This is a genomic window from Marinobacterium sedimentorum (assembly GCF_024267675.1).
Taxonomy (GTDB): domain Bacteria; phylum Pseudomonadota; class Gammaproteobacteria; order Pseudomonadales; family Balneatricaceae; genus Marinobacterium_A; species Marinobacterium_A sedimentorum.
On record NZ_JALDYX010000016.1, the window covers coordinates 20,716 to 40,498 of the forward strand.

The window sequence follows — 19,783 nt, forward strand, 5'->3', positions numbered from 1 at the left end:
TGCACGAAACAACATTGCTTTTGGTTCGCATCCAGTTCGGCTTCACAGGTTCCGCCCCTATCGTGCATGACGGTGCCGGCAGCCCGGCTGAATACCGGCGGAAGCGAGGTTGATGGTGGCAATAACCGAAGCTATCGCAATCGACCATCGTGCCAACAGGATGGGTTGCTTCTGGATGGTGTTTTCGATGGCGGCTTTCGCCATAGAGGATGTGTTCGTCAAGGCCGCATTCGAAAAGCTGCCTGTCGGTCAGATTCTCATCTTCTTCGGCTCGGGTGGCGCCCTGGTATTCGCTTGCCTGGCCATGCTCAAACGGGAAAGGCTGCTCTCGGCAGACGTCATTTCCCGTCCGATGCTCGTCCGTGCAGGCTTCGAGGTTCTTGGCCGCCTGTTTTACGTGCTCGCCATCACGTTAAGCCCGCTGTCCGTTGCAACGGTGATCCTGCAGGCAACGCCGATAGTGGTTGTGGCCGGCGCGGCCATGTTGTTTGGCGAAAAAGTGGGATGGCGGCGATGGGCCGCGATTGTCGTCGGACTGGCAGGCGTAATTGCCATTATTCGCCCGGGAACGGAAAGCTTTTCGACGCTGTCGATTCTGGCAGTCGTTGGAATGCTCGGTTTTGCCGGCCGGGATCTTGCCAGTCGCGCTGCCCCTGCCTCGCTTGGCACCTCGGTATTGGGGCTGTACGGTTTTCTGGCTGTTATAGCTGCCGGCGCCACGTTTTTGCTCTGGGAGTCAGAGGTTTTCGTGCGGCCCGACCTCGAAACCTCGCTGTACCTATTGGGTGCTATCCTGTCGGGTGTCGCAGCGTATTCAGCCCTGATGAAGGCGATGCGCACCGGAGAGGTTTCAGCCGTGACACCCTTCAGGTACACGCGGCTGCTATTCGGCCTTTTCTTCGGCGTTTTCCTGTTCGGCGAACAGTTGAGTTTTACAATGTTTATGGGGTGCGGTCTGATTGTTGTATCTGGCGTTTTCATCCTTTTGGGAGGGCAAGGGAAGCTGAAGAACAAGTTCTCTGTCGCGCTGTCACGTGAGCATTGATCCAAAAAAAGCCTTTCACTCTCGATACAGATCACACACTTTGTTTGTGTCTGCACCGGAATCGAGCCCATTCTAGTCAGATTGACAGACCAGCAACTGTCATGGACAAGAACAGCTTGATATTGCTTCGGCGCAATGTTCGCCTCCTGGGCCAGGAGACCTCAGTGGATAGTACCCTGACGCAGTTCTGCGCCCTGCTGATACCCGCCGACATAGCGCGCATTACCGGTTGTGGCGTACACCCAGTGTTTACTCTTTGACATCATCTCGCCATCAACGAGAACTCCGCTCCTGCCCGCTTGATTTGCGTTCAGCAGATCGGGCAGGTAGATAACCGTCTTTTTGGCCCGGAGTAACTGGCTGCCGATGGGATATCGACGAAGACGCACTAACGGGTTGGCCAGCCTGAAACGCCAGGGGCGATCCAAGTGATTTCGATCAAATATTCAATCGCTTATGAATTATTTTCTGGGAAGTCGACCAATGCATACTGTCAATACCGGGAGCGAGGCGCATTCCCGAAACCAACGGAGAGCAACGGCGTATGCGCTTGAAGTGACGGGTAAGGACATCCGTCAGGTCGAGGTGTCCGCATCGGAGATTCCGCCGGGCACGTCGATCAACATCGCGTTCTTGGGAAATGAAACCCACGATCAGCGCGTTAATGCCGCCCGGGTCATACGGAAATACGGATTCGAGCCTGTGCCGATTATCTCGTCTCGTCGCCTTCGCTCCGAACGGGATCTCGACAGCCTGCTCAACCTGCTCAACGAGGCCGCCAGTCCTTCACGCTTCATTTTTGTAGGGGGCGATCCTTCCACGCCTGCAGGCCCGTACAGGGATTCGCTGGCGCTCCTTGCAAGCGGGGTTGTACAACGTCACGCCATTCGTCATGTCGGAATCGTCGGCTATCCCGAAGGGCACCCTAAGATCGATACGGATACCCTCTGGCGATCTCTTAAATGGAAACATCGCTTTCTTCGGGACAGCGGCTGCACGGTGGAGATAACCACCCAGTTTGGTTTCGATACCGATGCCGTCCTTCACTGGACTCAACGGCTACGCGATGAAGGCATTGACGCGCCCGTTCGTATCGGCGTACCAGGACCGGCAGATGTCGGGAAGCTCCTTCGATACGCGAAGCAGTTTGGCGTCGTAACATCAACGGCAATCGCCCGGCGATATGGTTTCTCATTGACCAACCTTTTGCGCCACTCCGTCTCTGATCGCTATTGGAAAGATCTTGTGACCGGCGCGGCGCGGCAAAACCTTGGCGATATCCGTTACCACCTCTATCCATTCGGTGGAATGCTGGAAGGCGTCCGCTGGATGAACAAGCAGGTATAGATTTTCAGGTTGTTAATCACATGCAACGCCAGACCTCTGTGGCCATAGAACCAGATCGCCGTGTAGGCTTCACGAGATCAACCGCATGATGTTCTTTCAGCTCGGTGCTCTCACCCAGGGCCGAGCAACTGAAGAGGGCGCGTACCCTGCTACCCCCTCGGCTGAGCGCGCATCACCGGGTGTTTTGTACACCCAGTGCTTATGTTCGACGTTATGTCGTCAGCGAGGACAGGTAGGCCGGCTGGTCTATCAGGTCGGCGACCTGCTGCAGTCCTTCCTCCCAGCTGTCGCGACTGATCGGGCCTCCAAAGCAGAGACGGATGGCATCGGGCGGATGATTGTCAGTACTGAAGGCGGCGCTGGCGACGGCACTGACACCATGGGAGCGCAGCTGTACCGCCAGTTCCGACGGGTTCCAGTTGGAGGCCCTGGGCAGTTTCAGCCAGAGGTGAAAGGCGCCGCTGGCCGAAGCGATGCGATGGCGGCCGAGGTATTGCTCCGCCAGCTTGAGTCGGGCAATGGCTTCTGCGCGGATCGCCTTGATCACTGCCTCGGCGGTACCATCGTTGATCCACCGGGTTACTTCGCGCCTCTGATGGTCGCGATCGGCACGCTGATTTCAGCCACCTGGATTCTGGCCTCCAACTCCTGGATGCACACACCCGCCGGCTACACCATTATCGACGGCCGCGTCGTACCAACCGGCTGGTTGGCGATCATCTTCAATCCGTCTTTCCCCTACCGGCGGGTTCACATGTGGTTGTCCGGTGACCTTCATGGTTTGAATACACTTGAGCATCAACTCGCAAAGGTTGCAGCGATGGAAGGTCATTGGCGCAATGAGGTCAAAGGTGAAGGCGTGCCGCTACTGCTTTTTGGCTGGCCCTACAACGAAACAGAAACGACCCATTTTGCCATCGGCATTCCGCGCCTCGCCAGTCTCATCCTGAACAGCAGTTGGGATGGCACCTTGAAGGGTCTTTCCGAATTTGCGCCTTACGCATTGCCAGCGCCAGAGTTGAACGGTGCCCATTTCCTGAAGCTGCCCTTGGATCTGTTTTGAAGGTCGAGCAAGTCTGTCACGGCGACATTTTTCAGCACGCACCCTGACACTCTGCTTCAACACCCAATGCCTCTGCAATCAGCTGGCGCATCCAGCCTAACGCCGGTGATCGCTCGCTACGTGCGGACCAATAGAGCGCTACATCGATGGTCGGCACGACGAATGGCAAAGGAAATATCTCCAGCGCGCTGGCAGCGGAAAAAAGCTGTGCGATTTTGAACGGTACAATCGCGAGCAGATCTGTTTCACCCAGCACCGCTGGCAGTATCGAGAAGTGCGGTAGCACCAAACTCACCTTGCGCTGTACTCCAAGGTCGCTCAGCACCTCCTCCGCCAAGCCGTGGCCAAGCGAGCGACTGACCACCAGATGTTTACGACTCAAGAACTCCTCCATCGTCAGCGATGCCGGAGCACTTTTCGCATTCATGATGCAGACATAACGTTCCCTCAGGATCACTTGACGGCGAATATCACGCCCGGGAATCGGTCGACTGCAGATCACCGCATCGACTTTACCCGTCGACATCCACTCGCCGACTTTATCGATCTCAAGCGGCACTACTTCCAGTTCGGTGCAGGGCGCCTCATGCTGCAATAGTCTGAAGATGTGTGGCAGAAGGGCCATCTCACCAAGGTCCGTCATCGCCAGGGTAAAGCGCTTCTCGGAACGTGCCGGTTCAAAGCTCCTCGCGCTCTCTACTGTGTGCTCTATCTGTGTCAGAGACTGCCGCAGTACCTGATATAGCTGGGTGGCTGCGGCTGTGGGCTCCATCCCCTCTTTGGTCCTCACAAACAGGCGGTCATTAAACAGTTCCCGCAACCGGGACAGGGCGTAGCTCACCGAAGGTTGAGTCACGAATAGCTGCTCGGCGGCGAGGGTCACGCTACGTGCTTCGTACAAAACGACGAATGTGCGGACCAGGTTGAGATCAATACCGGACAATAATAGACACCATCTATTTTTATTAGAGAAACTATCAATTTGATCAATTTAAACAGACGCAATAAGGTGTGTTCAAGCATTAATCAATTTTTCAGAGACATCATCAATGGCGACCGTACATTCAGCGACCTATGAGCTACTGCGCAAACAGGGGATCACCAAGGTTTTCGGCAATCCGGGCTCCAACGAACTGCCGTTTCTGAAAGGTTTTCCGGAAGATTTTCAGTATATTCTGGGCTTGCATGAAGGGGTTGTCATGGGTATCGCCGACGGCTATGCCCTGGCCAGCTCTAAGCCTGCGTTCGTTAACCTCCATGCCGCTGCCGGTACCGGCAATGCGATGGGCGCTTTGACCAATTCCTGGTACTCGCACTCGCCGCTGGTTATCACCGCCGGTCAGCAGGCACGCGCACTGGTTGGCGTAGAAGCAATGCTATCCAATGTCGACGCCACTCAACTGCCCCGTCCATTGGTGAAATGGAGCTATGAGCCCACTTGGTCCGGCGATGTTCCACGCGCCCTGAGTCAGGCCATTCATATGGCTACCCAGCCTGCGCCCGGACCGGTTTATGTCTCAATTCCCCATGACGATTGGGCGCAGGAAATCGCCGATGATGCGCTGCTACTGGCAGACCGCGAGGTAGCCACAGCCGGGCTTCCATCCACAGCCCAGCTTACCAACCTGACGGACCGGCTCAACAACGCAAGCAACCCGGTACTAGTGCTTGGTCCAGACGTCGATGCTTACCAGGCCAACGCGATGGCTGTCGAGCTGGCGGAGAAACTGGCTGCTCCGGTATGGGTAGCACCATCAGCCCCGCGCTGTCCCTTCCCGACACGACACAGCTGCTTCCGTGGAGTTCTGCCAGCGGCTGTTGCAGGGATAGCGTCAAGACTCGAAGGGCACGACCTGATCGTCGTGATCGGAGCGCCGGTATTTCGCTATCACCAGCATGCCCCGGGGAGCTACCTACCTAAAGGCGCCAAGCTCATTCACCTCACTTGCGACCTTCAGGAAGCTTCTCGCGCGCCCATGGGTGACGCACTGATCGGCGATATCAGCGAGATGCTCAATCTGCTCGTGCAGAAGATCCAGCAGGTCGATCGCGCGATGCCCGAACCACTCCCCCTCCCTGCCCCGCATCCTGATTCGCAAGATGGCCCACTGGCTCCAGAGGTGATCTTCGATGAACTGAATGCGTTAGCGCCGGAAGATGCGATCTTTGTTAAGGAATCCACTTCGACCGTCACCGCCTTCTGGCAGCGGGTCGAGATGCGTCATCAGGGTAGCTATTACTTCCCCGCCGCAGGTGGACTCGGTTTTGGGCTTCCGGCAGCCGTAGGTGCCCAGCTCGCAAAACCCAATCGCCAGGTGATCGGCATCATCGGCGACGGATCTGCCAACTACTCCATTTCGGCGCTGTGGACCGCCGCGCAGTATCAGATTCCGGTGATCTTCATCATCCTGAAGAACGGTACCTATGGTGCTCTGCGCTGGTTCTCCCGCCTGCTTGACGCAGAAGACTCACCGGGACTGGATGTGCCCGGTCTCGATTTCTGCGCCATCGCACAGGGATACGGCGTCGAGGCCGTCGAAGCCAAAACGCGCGATGAGTTCAGAACCGCGTTCAACAACGCTCTGGCCGCGAAACGGCCGGTGCTTATCGAAGTACTCACAACAACAATCGAGCCTTGAAGGACCGCCGAATCAGAATGAACTGGAGATAATAATGAAAAAAGCACTTTCCACCTGCCTACTTAGCGCAACGCTAGCGTTTTCCGCCGCTCATGCATCAGCCGCAACAACCCTGCGTCTTGCCCACTTCTGGCCGTCGGGCTCGGCGTACCAGACCGACCTGTTCGAGGCCTGGGCCAAGAGCGTCGAAGAGGCATCCGACGGTGAGCTGAAGGTTAACGTCTACCCCTCACAAACGCTGGTTAAAGCGGCTAAAGCCTATGAGGGTGCCGTCTCAGGTATTGCCGATATCAGCGCAGTCATTCAGGGCTATAGCGCTGGCCGTTTTCCGCTATCCGAGATAGCCCAGCTGCCGGGCCTGACCTCATCTGCCGAGCAGGGCTCCTGCATCATCCAGAAGCTGTATGACGAGGGTAAGATCAGCTCAGAGTATCAGGATACAAAAACCCTGTTCCTGTTCTCCACCGGCCCCGCCTACCTGCACACCCGTGAGCGAGAGATTCAGATACCGTCGGATCTCGCCGGTTTGAGAATGCGCCGACCGAACGAGGTTGCAGGCGAGCTGCTGACCCAAATGGGTGCATCTCCTGTCGGCATTCCCGCACCGGAGATCTACCCGGCGTTGGAACGTGGCGTCGTGGATGGTCTGAGCTTCCCGTTCGAAGCAATGAAGGGTTTCCGCATCAACGAACTGACCCGTTACCACCTGAGAATCCCCTACACCAGCAGTATCTTCGTGCTGTCAATGAACAAACAGGCCTATGACCGTCTGTCGCCCAAGCAGAAAGAAGCTATTGACCAGAACAGCGGTATGCAATGGGCGATGAAAGCCGCCGATGTCTTCGCCAAGCTGGACAAAGCTGGGCTGGAAGAGGCGGAAAGCTTGGGACATGTGGTTCACTCCGTTGAAGACCCACTGAACGATGACAAGTGGAGCGCTCCTCTAAAGAAGGGCACGGAGCACTTCCTGAAGCGTGTAGAAGATCGGGGCAAACCGCAAGCACGTGAAATCTACCAGCGCGCACTCGATCTGCGGTCAGAGTGCGCGCTCTCCTGAGCAGTGCCAATAACAGAGTATATAAGGTAATAATAATGAACGAATTGAATCTTCTGGTCGCAGGCGAGGTGCGCCCGGCAGCCGGCAACGCAACCTTCCAGCGCTATAACCCCCTCAGCAAAGCAGCGGTTACTACAGCCGCGGCTGCCGACGTGACCGACGCCAACTCGGCTGCGGCCGCTGCAGCCCAGGCGTTCAAAACCTGGGCCAACAGCAGTGTCGGAGAGCGTCGTGCCAAGCTGCTCAAGGCCGCCGACCTGATGGAGTCATATCAGGGCGAGTTTATCAACCGGATGGTCGCCGAAACCGGCGCCACCCCCGCCTGGGCCGGATTCAACGTCATGGTCGCGGCCGGCATTCTGCGTGAAGCGGCGTCCCTGACGACCCAGATCGGTGGAGAGGTGATCCCGTCCAACGTGCCCAACAACTTGGCAATGGGAGTTCGTGTACCTTGCGGAGTCGTAGTTGGCATCGCGCCTTGGAACGCGCCGGTTATCCTCGGCACACGTGCTATCGCCACACCGCTCGCCTGCGGCAATACCGTGATACTGAAAGCATCTGAGCAGTGCCCCGCCACCCACCACCTGATCGGACAGGTGCTGATCGAAGCGGGCCTTGGCGATGGTATCGTTAACGTCATCACCAACGCGCCGGAGCAGGCGGCCGATGTGGTCGGTGCGCTGATCGAGCATGAGGCGGTGCGCCGCATCAACTTTACCGGCTCCACCGGTATCGGCCGCATCATCGCCGAGAAGGCAGCCCAGCAGCTGAAGCCCGTACTGCTGGAACTGGGCGGCAAGGCACCCTTAGTCGTACTTGAGGATGCCGACCTGGATGCCGCCGTCGAAGCTGCCGCCTTTGGCGCTTTCTTCAATCAGGGCCAGATCTGCATGTCCACCGAGCGTCTGATCGTGGTCGATGCCGTGGCCGATGCCTTCGCGGACAAGCTGGCGACAAAAGCCAAGAGTCTGAAAGCGGGCGATCCGCTGGCCGAGGGCAACGCGCTGGGTACACTGATCAACGAGCAGGCCGGCAGCAAACTCAACCAGCTGCTGGAGGATGCACTGAGCAAAGGCGCTACCCAGCTCTCCGGCGATGCTGCCGAGGGTGTGGTCATGCAAGCCACCCTGGTGGATAACGTGACTCCAGAGATGCGCTTATACCACGAAGAGTCTTTCGGGCCCATGGTTGCGATGATCCGCGCCCGGGATGAGGAGGATGCGATCCGGCTGGCAAACGATACCGAATATGGTCTCTCGGCGGCAGTCTTCAGTCGCGATATCGCGCGCGCCATGAACGTCGCCAAGCAGATCGAATCGGGCATCTGTCATATCAACGCACCTACAGTGCATGACGAACCGCAGATGCCGTTCGGCGGCGTCAAGGCGAGTGGGTATGGTCGCTTCGGCGGCAAGGCGGGCATCGATGAGTTTACCGATCTGCGCTGGATGAGCATCCAGATGGGGCCGCGACACTACCCGATTTAAATCGGCGGCGACTATCGCCTATAAAACGTCGGCGGGCCTTAGGCTGTTGCCGACGTTTTTGTCTTTTTGTCCGTATATCACCGGGCAACCGAGCCAACAGGTACGCTATCACGAGCACTCAGTCGCTTAGGCTCACTGTTCCCCACTTGGAAATTCAAATGTCACAACACTCATCGAATCAATACCAGAGCGCCACAACCGCGTGCAGTGACTCGCCTCACATTGTTGTCGTCGGTGCAGGCGCCATGGGCTGCTACTTTGGCGGGATACTGATGAAGGCGGGGCAACGGGTCTCGCTGATCGATGTCAACCCGACGCAGATCGAAATAATCAATCAGCGCGGTTTGATTTTGGAAACCGATGACGGGCGCGATGAGTTTCCAGCGACCGCGTCCTTGGCAAAGGATATGAGCGAGCCCGCCGACATTGTCATACTGTTTACGAAAACACTGCACACCGAGGCTGCCATGGCCTCTATCACCCATCTGCTGACCCCCTCTACCGTTATTCTTTCACTGCAAAACGGCCTGGGTAACGCCGAGCGTATTCAGAAATATCACGACCGCAGCCGTATTGCGGTCGGGACGACCCTGGTTCCAGCGGACCTTCAAGGCCCGGGACACGTGGTCTCTCATGGTCCCTCCAGCTCACGCATGATGGATGTAAACACTGCTGGTCCGGAGTGGACGGAGGCCCTCGCCAGCTTGTTCAATAACGCCGGATTGAGTACTGAACTAGACCCGGATATTCACTCAGTGATCTGGTCCAAAGTTGCGTTCAACGCGGCGCTCAACGCGATCTGCGCCGTGACCGGTGCAACACCTGGTCGCATCGGTGAGGTCGAAGAGGCGGTCTCCCTGGCACGGGCTGTTGTCCATGAAACCGTTCAAGTAGGCACCGCCCATGGCGCGGTACTCGATGAGCCGCACATCTGGCGAAACGTGGAAATGGCGATGCGTGAGCATCCGAACCATAAACCCTCAATGCTGCAAGACATTGAGCATGGCCGCACGACTGAGATCGATTCAATCAATGGCGCCATCGTCGAGGCCGCGGCCCAGGCTGGACTCGACGCCCCGAGCAACCGGACTCTGTTTCAGTTGGTGAAACTTAAGCAGACCCTGGTAACACTTTAGTCATTAGGTCCCAGGTAATTAAATGAGCAAGCAAAAACCGATCAAGATTGAGGATTACCGAGAGCTGGCCCGCAAACGCCTCCCCCGCATGGTGTTCGATTACCTCGATGGTGGCGCCGACGATGAGCACAGCCTGAAACATAACCGGGATGCGCTGGACAGCATCCGCTTCAAGCCCAAGCGGTTAGTCGATGTCAGTAGCCGCAGTCTGGAAACCACACTTTTTGGACACCGCTTGCCGGCTCCGCTGGCGGTCGCACCAACAGGACTGAACGGTATCTTCTGGCCGAACGGCGACCTGGCTCTGGCACGTGCAGCGGCAAAGTTCAAAATTCCCTTCATCCTCTCTACCGCCTCTAACGCCTCTATCGAGGAGGTGGCCCAGTGCTGCGATGGAGAGAAGTGGTTCCAGCTCTATGTGGTACACCGAAAGCTGGCACAGCAACTGGTCGAGCGGGCGCGGCACGCGGGCTACACAACACTGATTCTGACCACCGATGTAGCGATCAACGGCCTAAGAGAGCGGGATCTGCGTAACGACTTCGGCTTGCCTGTCCGTTACACCCCACGCGTCATGCTTGACGGCTGCCTACACCCACGCTGGTCGATCGATCTGCTGCGTCACGGTGTACCGCAACTGGCCAATTTCAAGAGTGCAGACGCCCAGGATACGGAGGTGCAGGCCGCCCTGCTCTCGCGCCAGATGGATGCCAGCTTCGACTGGGACGCACTCAAATGGCTACGTGAGCTCTGGCCCCACACCCTTATTGTCAAGGGGATTATCGATCCGGCCGACGCGCAGCGCTGCGTCGAGCTCGGTGCTGACGGCGTTATACTGTCCAACCACGGTGGCCGACAGCTGGACACCTGCCTGGCCCCGATCGAGTGTTTGGAAGATACGGTTCGGATGATCGACAAGCCGGTGCTAATCGACAGCGGCTTCCGCCGTGGCAGCGATGTTGTCAAAGCGATCGCGATGGGAGCACAGGGCGTGTTACTGGGTCGCGCCCTACTCTATGCCCTGGCCGCACGGGGTGAAGCCGGTGTTGAACACGCACTGGAGTTGATCACCAGTGAGATCGACCGTACCCTGGCCAATCTGGGCAGTCGCTCGATCACCGAACTCAACCGCTCATTTGTGCAATCCCCGTTCTGATCGCGCGCGGATGCAGATCCCTGCACTTTTTTACCCATATCCACGCCTGAAGTATATCGGGCTGATGCACAGCATCAGCCCGATATACTTTTACGATATTTCAACGGCGTCTGATTGAACTGCTCCCGGAAAAAGCGATTGAACGAACTGGCGTCAGAAAAACCCAGTATCTCGCCGATGTCCAGAACTGACATGGATGTTTCCGTCAGCAGCCTTGCCGCTTCCGCTCTGCGCACACCGGCCAACAGATCCGTATAGGTTGTCTTCTCCGCAGCAAGACGGCGATGAAGGGTGGCGCGGGAGATGTGGAGCTTATCGGCAACGAGTTCCACCATCCGTTTCGGCGCGGCTGCAGTCCCATCGTCACTGAACAGGAAAGCACGGATAAGATGCTCTACCTGATCACTGAAGTGCGAAGGACAAAATACACCGTTGTACTCCTTTATCGCCTGCTGCTTAAGTAGACGGTATAGGAGATCATTTCTGGCTGAAACCGGTGCATCCAGCATCGGTGCATCGATTATCAGCAAATTATTCGCCTGGCCGAACGTCGGAAGCAATCCGTCTTTGTCGGTGTATTCATCTTTCCTGAGGGTCGCCTGAGCGATCAGATTCATTCTGACACAGGCCTCGTGTTGCACATCGTAGCTCCTGATCAGGTCCTCCAGCATACGGAAGTAGATAAATGCCTGGTCTGACTCCGGCCGCCGATGACAATCCCCTCGATATTCAACCACGAGCCGGTTATCCACCCGCTTCGCATTCACGACATCGCAGGAGCCGACCAGAGGGCGAAAACGGAGAAAATTATCGACAGCCAGTGCCATCGTAGGGCTCGCGAGGCACAGAGAGACATAGCTGGTGAAGGGATCGAACAGGAACTCCAGCCCCCTCTCTATCACCTGCCGATAGATCGCCCGGTGTATCTCCGGGACTGCATGCATTTCGAGCAGCAAACCATGCTCATGGGCCGACAACCGATTACGCGCCAGCAGCGCTTCTATAGAAGGCAGGCCCAGCATAGTCAGCAACTCTTCAGCTTTGAAGCCCTGAGCTTCGGCAAACGCGATCATGCAGCGCGCCACATCGCTGGACACATGTCGCTGAATGTATGCCGCCATAGAACGAGTATCCTCCACACCTTGACTACCGATTTTGCCCCCTCAGTTTCCAACCGATCTAGGCGTTTCGGAGTTCCCTATCGTTAACTGATAGCAAGCTGCTCAGGCCACATCAATCGTTCAGACCTGTATCTCCCTTTGAACCAACAATCGATTCCGACTTAACAAACTCCATCTTTTTCGTTTAAACGGGCGATAGCTTTTGAGACCTGAAGCTAATTTTTCGAGCTCCGACGTCAGGTTCGAAAACACCGTCCTCAGTACCTTATCCATGTAGCAATACTGTCACACACCCGGCAGTTCAAACTCGGATATAACATGAGAGACGCTGTTCGAATGGATAACGCAACGCAACGGTTGATCGAAGCGATGACGCTCGAAGAAAAAGCCAGCCTCTGCTCAGGCTTGGATTTCTGGCGCACAAAGCCCATCAAGCGCCTGGACATCCCTTCAATCAGGCTGGCAGATGGACCCCACGGGCTGCGTATACAAGCCGGCGGCTCGGATCACCTGGGGCTTAACAACAGTATCCCCGCTACCTGCTTCCCAACGGAGGTAGCCCTTTCCTGCTCCTGGGACGAAGAATTGATTCGCCGAGTAGGTGTGGCGCTAGGCCGAGAGTGTCGCGCCCAGAACGTGGCACTGCTGCTGGGCCCCGGCGTCAACATCAAGCGTTCGCCCCTGTGCGGTCGCAACTTCGAATACTTCTCCGAAGACCCTTTTCTTTCCTCCGCGTTGGCGGCTGCGTACATCAACGGCGTACAGAGTCAGGGCGTTGGTACCGTTATCAAACACTTCGCCGCCAACAATCAAGAAACACGGCGCATGAGTGTTGATGTCAACGTGGATGAGAGAGCGCTCCATGAGATCTACCTGGCGAGCTTCGAGACAGCGATAACCCAAGCGCAACCCTGGGGGGTCATGTGCGCCTACAACAAGGTGAACGGCACGTTCGCGTCCGAAAATGCTGAACTGCTGACCGATGTTCTCAGGAACACCTGGCAGTATGACGGCATTGTGGTGTCGGACTGGGGCGCCGTCAACGACCGGGCTGCCGCGCTCGACGCCGGCCTTGAGCTGGATATGCCGGGTAATGACGGCCGCAGCGATCAGCGCATCATCGATGCGGTCAACAACGGCTTGCTTTCAACGGCCGTTCTGGACAGAGCCGTTGCGCGTCTGCTGAAACTGATCCGGCGCGCGACCACCGAGCAACCGCAGGTACCGGCCCTGGATATGGACAAACACCATCTCCTGGCCCGAGAAGCCGCCTCTGAATCGATCGTCCTGCTCAAAAACGATACCGACCTGCTACCGCTGCCATCATCGGGAAATTTCGCCATCATCGGTGAACTGGCGAAAAATCTGCGCTATCAGGGCAGTGGCAGCTCGCGGGTCAACCCCACCAAAATCGACACGCTAGTCCAGGAGCTCCAGCGCGCAGGAGGGTCGGCACTATTCCACTATTCAGCCGGTTACCGGCTGAATAGTGAACAAATCGATCTCTCCCTGTTGGACGAAGCGGTCATACTGGCCAGCAAAAGCGACGCGGCCATTCTATTTCTGGGCCTGCCCGATGACTATGAAACGGAAGGTGTCGACCGCAACCATCTGTGCATTCCTGCTACCCAGGTGGCACTGATTGAAGCGGTGTCTCAGGTACAGGACAACATTATCGTGGTCTTGAGCAACGGCTCGCCCATCGAGATGCCCTGGGTGGTCACGCCGAAAGCGATCATCGAGAGTTATCTCGGGGGGCAAGCGATGGCTGCAGCGCTGGCGGATATACTGTTCGGTCACGTGAACCCATCCGGAAAGCTGACTGAAACCTTCCCCGAGAGACTGGAGCATACGCCCTGTCACCTTAATTTTCCCGGTACATCTGAATGCGTGGAATATCGCGAAGGCGTATTCGTGGGTTATCGCTACTACGATAAGAAGGGTATTGAGCCGCTTTTTTCATTTGGCCACGGCCTAAGTTACACCAGTTTCGAATACTCGAGTCTGAAACTAAGTCACGAACAAATTCTGGACTCCGATCAACTCGAGATATCCGTCACCGTCAAAAACACCGGCAAACGCGCCGGAAAAGAGATAGTGCAGCTTTATGTCAGCGATACGGAAAGCAGTCTGATCCGCCCCGATTCCGAGCTCAAGGGGTTTAAGAAGATCGCCCTGGAACCCGGCGAATCCAAGCAGGTGAGCTTCAGCCTGAATCGACGCGCCTTCTCCTTCTACGATCCAAAAGTCCACGACTGGCATTTGGAAAGCGGCTGGTTCGAAGTCCTGATCGGGCGTTCGTCCCGCGATATCGTAGCGCGGGCCCCTGTAGAGATTGTTGGGCAGCAACGCCCAATCTCTCCGATTCACGCCAACAGCACTATCGGCGACATTCTCAAGCATCCCGCTCTGGTTCCCTTTTTCAATGACTGGCTGGAGTCGCTTTCTGAAAAGGGCAATGTGCTGAAGATGCTGAGAAATGGTGAACCCTGGATGGAGGAGCTCACCTTGCAACTGCCGTTGAGAACCCAGAGCGACTACAGCGAAAAGGCCCCGAACAGACAGGAGCTTCAATGCCTGATCGACTCTCTTAACCACCTCCTGCAGCAACAGCAGGGCTAAAGATGTAATGCAGACACGGCAAAGGCAACCATTCAGTCGCCTAGGCCTTCTTAAAAAGCATAATAAGGGAAAACAGATATGAGTAGTTTAACAACTGCCGAACGAGAGGTTATCCGCTTCAAGGAGAAACTGGGGTATGGCCTGGGTGATATGGCCAGTAACCTGGTTTTCACGTCGATGGGGATATTTCTCACCTTTTACTACACCGATGTAATCGGCATACCAGCCGCCATTGTCGGTACCATTATGCTGGTTTCCCGTGTTTTCGACGGTGTCAGCGATGTTCTGATGGGCGTCGTCGTCGACAAGACACGTAGTCGACACGGCAAAGCGAGACCCTGGCTGTTGTGGATGAGCATTCCATTTGCACTGGCGACGATTTTAACCTTCAGTGTTCCGCAAATGGATCAAACCCTGCAGGTTATCTATATTTTTATCAGCTATAACCTGCTGAACTTGGTATATACCGCAATCAACATACCCTACGGCGTTCTGAATGCGCTGACCACCCGTGACCCCTATCAGCGTTCGCTGCTGAATATCTTTCGCATTTTCATGGCCAATGTCGGCATCATTCTGGTGGGTCAGATCGTCATGCCACTTGTTCAGAGTTTCGGAGGCGGCCGCACCGGTTGGCAGCTTGCATTCACCCTGCTGGGTGTCGTGAGTACAGTTCTGTTCCTGATCACCTTTGCGTCGACCAAAGAGCGCGTAGAAACAGATCCCCGCATGAGAGAGGTTCCGATTAAGACAGGCGTTAAAGCCCTGTTTTCAAACCGCTACTGGGTCATGATGCTGGCCTTCTTCGTATCCTTCTTCATCCTGGTCGCACTGTGCTTCAGCACACCGGTTTTCTATGCCAACCACGTGCTCGGCGACAGCAGCATGATCGGCACGCTGATCCTGGGTACCGTGGCTCCCCAACTACCCGCTCTGTTCATCATGCCATACTTCGTCAAGCGCTGGGGCAAGGTAAGCTGCTGTCGCGTCGGCCTGCTGGTGATGGCCGGTAGTTATCTGCTGCTGCTGACCGATCCTCACAACGTTCAACTTGCTGTGATCGCAACCATCATCAAGGGTATCGGTATGGCGCCGATCATCGGCTCGGCATTCGCCATGCTGGCCGATACGATCGACTACGGTGAGTGGAAAACAGGTTTGCGTACTGAAGGTCTGACATACTCCGCGGGCAGTTTTGGCTCCAAGGTTGGTATCGGACTGGGATCCGCCATTGTCGGCTGGGTATTAAGCCTGGGCGGCTATGTGGGCGGCAGCGAAACCCAAACACCCGATGCAATAAATGCCATCATAAGCATCTTTGTAAGCATCCCCTGCGTAATCTCCATCGGACTATTTGTCTTAATGATGTTCTACAAAATGGATAAAATCATGCCAAGGATCTTGGCAGATCTTGATAAAAATGACGGCCTGACTATTGGTGAAATAAGCCTTTAACTCCTCGAAAAGCATTTATAAACCGAAGACCGCCGAACTATAAAAGCCATAAATAACGAAATAAAAACGCGATTTCTATACAAAAAAAATATAACCCGCCATATTTAACTAAGGTAATAAAATGAACCGAATTTCTGATAACAGAAGGGAGCTGCTCGCGTCCATATCACGCCGCGGCGGTTTTGCACTACTGCCGATCGCTATGGCTTGCTATACCAACCCGGCCTGGAGTTACGACTTTCACGGCTATTTCCGTGCCGGCATAACCGCTGCCGACAACGGAGAAACCATCGAATACCGAGTGAATGACCTGGGCCGATACGGTAATGAAACCACCGGTTGGTATACACTGTTCTGGGAAAACGATGTATTCGAGGAGGACGACAAGCGAGCCCACGTGGTCGCAAGTCTGGAGGGGAACACCCAGCTGTACACCGCTTTTGAGCCCATAGGTACGTCACGCACGACCGACCAGCCACCAAATACCAACGCCATCACCAATCTCTACGCCGATGTCATCGGATTTATTCCCGGTCATCCGGAAGCGCACCTTTGGGTCGGTAAGCGCAACTACGACAAGAAAGAACTGCAGATGATGGATTACAAATATGTCGCCATCGGTGGACCCGGAGTAGGTGTCGACCACTTAAATATGGGGCCAGGAACCTTGGCGATGAATTGGATCAGGGTGGATTCGAACACCGCCGAGCTCAATAGTCCTCGCACCTCAACAAGCGATAATATCAACGTCAACTTTCTGGACGCACGATATAAACTACCGGTATTTTCAAAGAGCTCTCTGGATTTGATCGGTGACTATGCCATCGTGAATAAAACCGGCAGCCAGGAATTGGACGAATCCAGCGATGCGGCGTATACAGCACATAATTCTCTCATGCTTACGTCAATCTATACCACTCCGTTCAGAAACGGTTTTAACGAAACCGTTTTCCAGTATGCGGATAAAGGGCTTGCCCCCAATATGACCGGCCTTGGTATCGACCTGCTTGCAAACTCCGATTATAGCAATGCCAAGGGATTCCGTTTTATCAATAGCGGCGAATTCTACCCAACCGATCATACCATCGTCGCCCATGCGCTCACCTATGCGGAGGCCAACAATCTATCCAGTGATGCCAGTACGCGCGCAGAGAGCGAAAAGCTGTTCTCCGTTGCGGTACGCCCGGGTTACCTCTGGGACGAGCACAACCGGAGCACATTCGAAATCGCCTGGTTCAATCGTCAAAACGACTATCTGGATGGGACCAGCGCCTCTGTCAGCGGTCAAAAATTCACCCTTGCACAGGTGATATCGGCCGGAACCAGCATGCTGACGGTGCGCCCGGAGATTCGCTTCTACGCCACTTATATCAACGCGGACGACGAACTTCCATTCAACGACTCCACCGAAGGCTCCCAGTTCAGCTTTGGCGCCCAGGTAGAGGCCTGGTGGTAACAGCGTAACACCCGATATACCCCTTCATTTATGCTGCACATTGACCGGCCGGGAGATCCTCTGCCGGTCTCTTTTCTACACTGCGCTCACACCTTTAATCGGTTACGGAATCATACAACTGGCCCGTAAGCGTTACCGACTGCTTACTTGTTCCTCTGATTTCGTTGATAACGCCATAGGCCCCATGGCTACTAAGCAGTACGAACACCACCCATGCCATATCGAATCGCACCCTGTTCAGGCGATAAAGCAACCTCACGCCAAAGACACAGCCCCCCCTTTCCCGGTGCCTTATCGAACAATACAAATGTGTTGAAGATACGCAAGTGTGAAGGATAGGAAACTGTCGATCTTCCATATACCCAAGGAATGCGAAATACGCCACGCGTGAAGCGGTTGCCAATAGTCCGGGACTCGTGCTTCCTTAGACGGTGGTTCCTACCGAACTCCTCAGTCGACAGTACACCACAACTAAAGCGCTGATTCGGCTACACCCCGCTCACTTGCGAATCACCCGAATTCCACACTGAGATCGAAGGAAAAAGTAAGATGCGGATTCATATCTGGCCATGCTTTGCTTGGAACAACGAAGTCAGTTTTATTAACCCGGCGGGTTGATATGTTTTGACCTGTCAACGGTTACTTGCATCTTTTCGGTTTCAAGCGCATTGGCTCAAGGCACACCCGGCATATTACGACGGTGGATCCTGCTGATATACGTGGATTGGCTACCATCAGACTTCACTACGTCGTAGAACTGGCCTTTCTCTAATAGCAGGGATCATCAGCCGGGAATGTCCCGCAGGGATTATCCTGTTGACTGATGCCGGTCTAACCCGGACAAGGGTTCTCCACACCGGCCCGGTATGCCCTGAGTCAACGCGCCTGTTGGTCCTCCTGCTTAACCGCTTTTCTTTTCCTGCTGGGGCTCTGCCATCGCTTAGGTCGCCGGACGTGCGAGCCGTGGCATCTCGTGCCTGACCACATCCCAGATAAAACCGGCCAGCTCCCGTGCAATCGCCACGCAGACCAGCTTGGTGTTCTTGCCCGCCTGCGTCAGCGTACGGTAACGCCCGCACAACCGCGTCTGGGCACGCCAGGCGATAGCTTTGGCCTCGTCACTGGCGTTCACCGCCTTGCGTTTCAGGTGCATCGTCTGGCGCGCCGGGAAGCGGTAGCTCCAAGCCGACTCGACCAACATGCGTCTGGCATGACCATTGCCGGTCAGGGTGATTCCGCCCTGGCGCCGTCGGGGACCGCTGCTGTGCTCACTGGGCACCAGGCCCAGATACGCCATCAGCTGCCGTGGAGACGTAAAGCGGCTGATATCGCCCAGTTCCGCCAGCAGAACCATCGCCGCGATCTTGTCGATCCCGCGCAGGGCGACCAGCGAGTCCACCACCGGTGCCAGCGACCACTGCACCAGGGCCTGCATCATCGAGGTGGTGAGGTCGGTGACGCGCTGGGACGCCGCCTTCTCGGCATCGATGTACTCCTGCAACACCACCTGCTGCCAGGGGTGCGCGAACTTGAGCGACTCCAGCCAGTTGTAGTGTGTCTGGGTCCAACGGGTTTTGCCTTTGGGCCAGCTGTGGCAGTGCCGCAGAACGAAGGCGCTGAGCTGCTGCCGCGCCTTCATGTCATCCCGGGCGCGGGTCAGGTCACGCATGGCTTCCTGTTCCTGGTCGGGGACCCAGATGGCCGTCAGGTCACCCGAGCGCAGCAGCCGGGCCAGTTTGAGCGCATCCCGCCGATCGGTCTTGATCCGCTCGCCTGGCTTGCGCGGAATCAGCGACGGCGCCACCACCTGACAGTCATGACCCGAGGCGATGATCTGCCGGTACAGTCCATACCCGCAAGGCCCCGACTCGTAGCAGAACAACACAACACCGCCATCCGCCTGTTCACTGAGCTGTCGGATCAGCTTCTCCACGGTCTTCGGCCTGTTGGGGATCTCGCCGCGGTAATCAGGCTCACCGCGTCCTGGTCGAGCCACGGCAACGGCAATGGTCTCCTTATGCACATCCAGTCCGACGTAGAGGCTGTAGAAATCCGATCGCGCCCCATCCTGCACAACCGCCAAGGCCTATGCAGTCTCGATTCTGACGTCGTTTGCGTTAAACTCTTTCATGCCTGCCCTCCTCAATGTGGCTCTGCCACAGTGTTTGTTTGCTCAACGGCCATGGTAATCCACGAGCG

At 56.1% G+C, this 19,783-nt stretch carries 14 protein-coding genes and 1 pseudogene; 11 read left to right on the forward strand and 4 right to left on the reverse strand.

What is annotated here, in order from left to right; all coding sequences use genetic code 11:
- Positions 1 to 112 precede the first annotated feature (112 nt).
- Both MRS74_RS14060 and MRS74_RS14065 read left to right on the forward strand, forming a co-directional pair.
- A complete protein-coding gene (locus MRS74_RS14060; RefSeq protein ID WP_254580910.1) occupies positions 113 to 1,045 on the forward strand; it encodes a DMT family transporter in 933 nt (310 codons plus the stop codon).
- 483 nt (positions 1,046 to 1,528) lie between these two features.
- Complete coding sequence (locus MRS74_RS14065) at positions 1,529 to 2,392, forward strand: methylenetetrahydrofolate reductase (protein ID WP_254580911.1); 864 nt, start codon at positions 1,529 to 1,531, stop codon at positions 2,390 to 2,392.
- 211 nt (positions 2,393 to 2,603) lie between these two features.
- Here MRS74_RS14065 and MRS74_RS14070 read toward each other — a convergent pair whose 3' ends face one another.
- Entirely contained in the window at positions 2,604 to 2,939 is a 336-nt protein-coding gene (locus MRS74_RS14070; protein WP_254580912.1) for an aminotransferase-like domain-containing protein, read from the reverse strand.
- A gap of 36 nt (positions 2,940 to 2,975) precedes the next feature.
- Between MRS74_RS14070 and MRS74_RS14075 the strand changes: the two are divergent.
- Positions 2,976 to 3,401, forward strand: a pseudogene (locus MRS74_RS14075) (cytochrome ubiquinol oxidase subunit I); the annotation flags it as partial.
- Between the two features lie 85 nt (positions 3,402 to 3,486).
- Here the strand turns inward: MRS74_RS14075 and MRS74_RS14080 are convergent.
- Complete coding sequence (locus tag MRS74_RS14080) at positions 3,487 to 4,398, reverse strand: LysR family transcriptional regulator (RefSeq protein ID WP_254580913.1); 912 nt, start codon at positions 4,396 to 4,398, stop codon at positions 3,487 to 3,489.
- Positions 4,399 to 4,504: 106 nt separating this feature from the next.
- Here MRS74_RS14080 and mdlC point away from each other — a divergent pair, with 106 nt between their 5' ends.
- The 5 genes from mdlC to MRS74_RS14105 all read left to right on the forward strand — a co-directional run bounded on the left by mdlC (position 4,505) and on the right by MRS74_RS14105 (position 10,930).
- On the forward strand, positions 4,505 to 6,094 hold the full coding sequence (gene mdlC, locus MRS74_RS14085; RefSeq protein WP_254580914.1) for a benzoylformate decarboxylase: 1,590 nt from the start codon (positions 4,505 to 4,507) through the stop codon (positions 6,092 to 6,094).
- Positions 6,095 to 6,128: 34 nt separating this feature from the next.
- Positions 6,129 to 7,151 (forward strand): TRAP transporter substrate-binding protein, encoded by a 1,023-nt coding sequence (locus MRS74_RS14090; RefSeq protein WP_254580915.1) that lies wholly within the window; start codon positions 6,129 to 6,131, stop codon positions 7,149 to 7,151.
- A 35-nt stretch (positions 7,152 to 7,186) separates the two neighbouring features.
- Positions 7,187 to 8,638, forward strand: a complete 1,452-nt coding sequence (locus MRS74_RS14095; RefSeq protein ID WP_254580916.1) for an aldehyde dehydrogenase — start codon at positions 7,187 to 7,189, stop codon at positions 8,636 to 8,638.
- A gap of 158 nt (positions 8,639 to 8,796) precedes the next feature.
- Positions 8,797 to 9,774 carry a ketopantoate reductase family protein gene (locus MRS74_RS14100; protein ID WP_254580917.1) on the forward strand — a complete coding sequence of 326 codons (978 nt, stop codon included), beginning with the start codon at positions 8,797 to 8,799 and terminating at the stop codon, positions 9,772 to 9,774.
- A 22-nt stretch (positions 9,775 to 9,796) separates the two neighbouring features.
- Positions 9,797 to 10,930 carry an alpha-hydroxy-acid oxidizing protein gene (locus MRS74_RS14105; protein WP_254580918.1) on the forward strand — a complete coding sequence of 378 codons (1,134 nt, stop codon included), beginning with the start codon at positions 9,797 to 9,799 and terminating at the stop codon, positions 10,928 to 10,930.
- Between the two features lie 74 nt (positions 10,931 to 11,004).
- Here MRS74_RS14105 and MRS74_RS14110 read toward each other — a convergent pair whose 3' ends face one another.
- Positions 11,005 to 12,051 (reverse strand): helix-turn-helix transcriptional regulator, encoded by a 1,047-nt coding sequence (locus tag MRS74_RS14110; RefSeq protein ID WP_254580919.1) that lies wholly within the window; start codon positions 12,049 to 12,051, stop codon positions 11,005 to 11,007.
- 336 nt (positions 12,052 to 12,387) lie between these two features.
- On the opposite strand from MRS74_RS14110, the gene MRS74_RS14115 reads away from it, so the two are divergent.
- From MRS74_RS14115 to MRS74_RS14125, 3 genes are all read left to right on the forward strand, one after another.
- Positions 12,388 to 14,673 (forward strand): beta-glucosidase, encoded by a 2,286-nt coding sequence (locus MRS74_RS14115; RefSeq protein WP_254580920.1) that lies wholly within the window; start codon positions 12,388 to 12,390, stop codon positions 14,671 to 14,673.
- A 78-nt stretch (positions 14,674 to 14,751) separates the two neighbouring features.
- On the forward strand, positions 14,752 to 16,128 hold the full coding sequence (locus MRS74_RS14120) for an MFS transporter (RefSeq protein WP_254580921.1): 1,377 nt from the start codon (positions 14,752 to 14,754) through the stop codon (positions 16,126 to 16,128).
- 121 nt (positions 16,129 to 16,249) lie between these two features.
- A complete protein-coding gene (locus MRS74_RS14125) occupies positions 16,250 to 17,584 on the forward strand; it encodes a carbohydrate porin (protein ID WP_254580922.1) in 1,335 nt (444 codons plus the stop codon).
- Between the two features lie 940 nt (positions 17,585 to 18,524).
- Here MRS74_RS14125 and MRS74_RS14130 read toward each other — a convergent pair.
- The gene (locus MRS74_RS14130) at positions 18,525 to 19,658 is read right to left on the reverse strand and encodes an IS110 family RNA-guided transposase (RefSeq protein WP_254580979.1); all 1,134 of its coding nucleotides are present in this window, start codon (positions 19,656 to 19,658) and stop codon (positions 18,525 to 18,527) included.
- Between the last annotated feature and the right edge of the window lie 125 nt (positions 19,659 to 19,783).

Bases quoted from the DNA above. Each gene is read 5' to 3' on its own strand.
- MRS74_RS14060 (WP_254580910.1), top strand. From the start codon at position 113: ATGGTGGCAATAACCGAAGCTATCGCAATCGACCATCGTGCCAACAGG.
- MRS74_RS14100 (WP_254580917.1), top strand. From the start codon at position 8,797: ATGTCACAACACTCATCGAATCAATACCAGAGCGCCACAACCGCGTGC.
- MRS74_RS14090 (WP_254580915.1), top strand. From the start codon at position 6,129: ATGAAAAAAGCACTTTCCACCTGCCTACTTAGCGCAACGCTAGCGTTT.
- MRS74_RS14065 (WP_254580911.1), top strand. From the start codon at position 1,529: ATGCATACTGTCAATACCGGGAGCGAGGCGCATTCCCGAAACCAACGG.
- MRS74_RS14120 (WP_254580921.1), top strand. From the start codon at position 14,752: ATGAGTAGTTTAACAACTGCCGAACGAGAGGTTATCCGCTTCAAGGAG.
- MRS74_RS14110 (WP_254580919.1), bottom strand. From the start codon at position 12,051: ATGGCGGCATACATTCAGCGACATGTGTCCAGCGATGTGGCGCGCTGC.
- MRS74_RS14125 (WP_254580922.1), top strand. From the start codon at position 16,250: ATGAACCGAATTTCTGATAACAGAAGGGAGCTGCTCGCGTCCATATCA.
- MRS74_RS14115 (WP_254580920.1), top strand. From the start codon at position 12,388: ATGGATAACGCAACGCAACGGTTGATCGAAGCGATGACGCTCGAAGAA.
- MRS74_RS14095 (WP_254580916.1), top strand. From the start codon at position 7,187: ATGAACGAATTGAATCTTCTGGTCGCAGGCGAGGTGCGCCCGGCAGCC.
- mdlC (WP_254580914.1), top strand. From the start codon at position 4,505: ATGGCGACCGTACATTCAGCGACCTATGAGCTACTGCGCAAACAGGGG.
- MRS74_RS14105 (WP_254580918.1), top strand. From the start codon at position 9,797: ATGAGCAAGCAAAAACCGATCAAGATTGAGGATTACCGAGAGCTGGCC.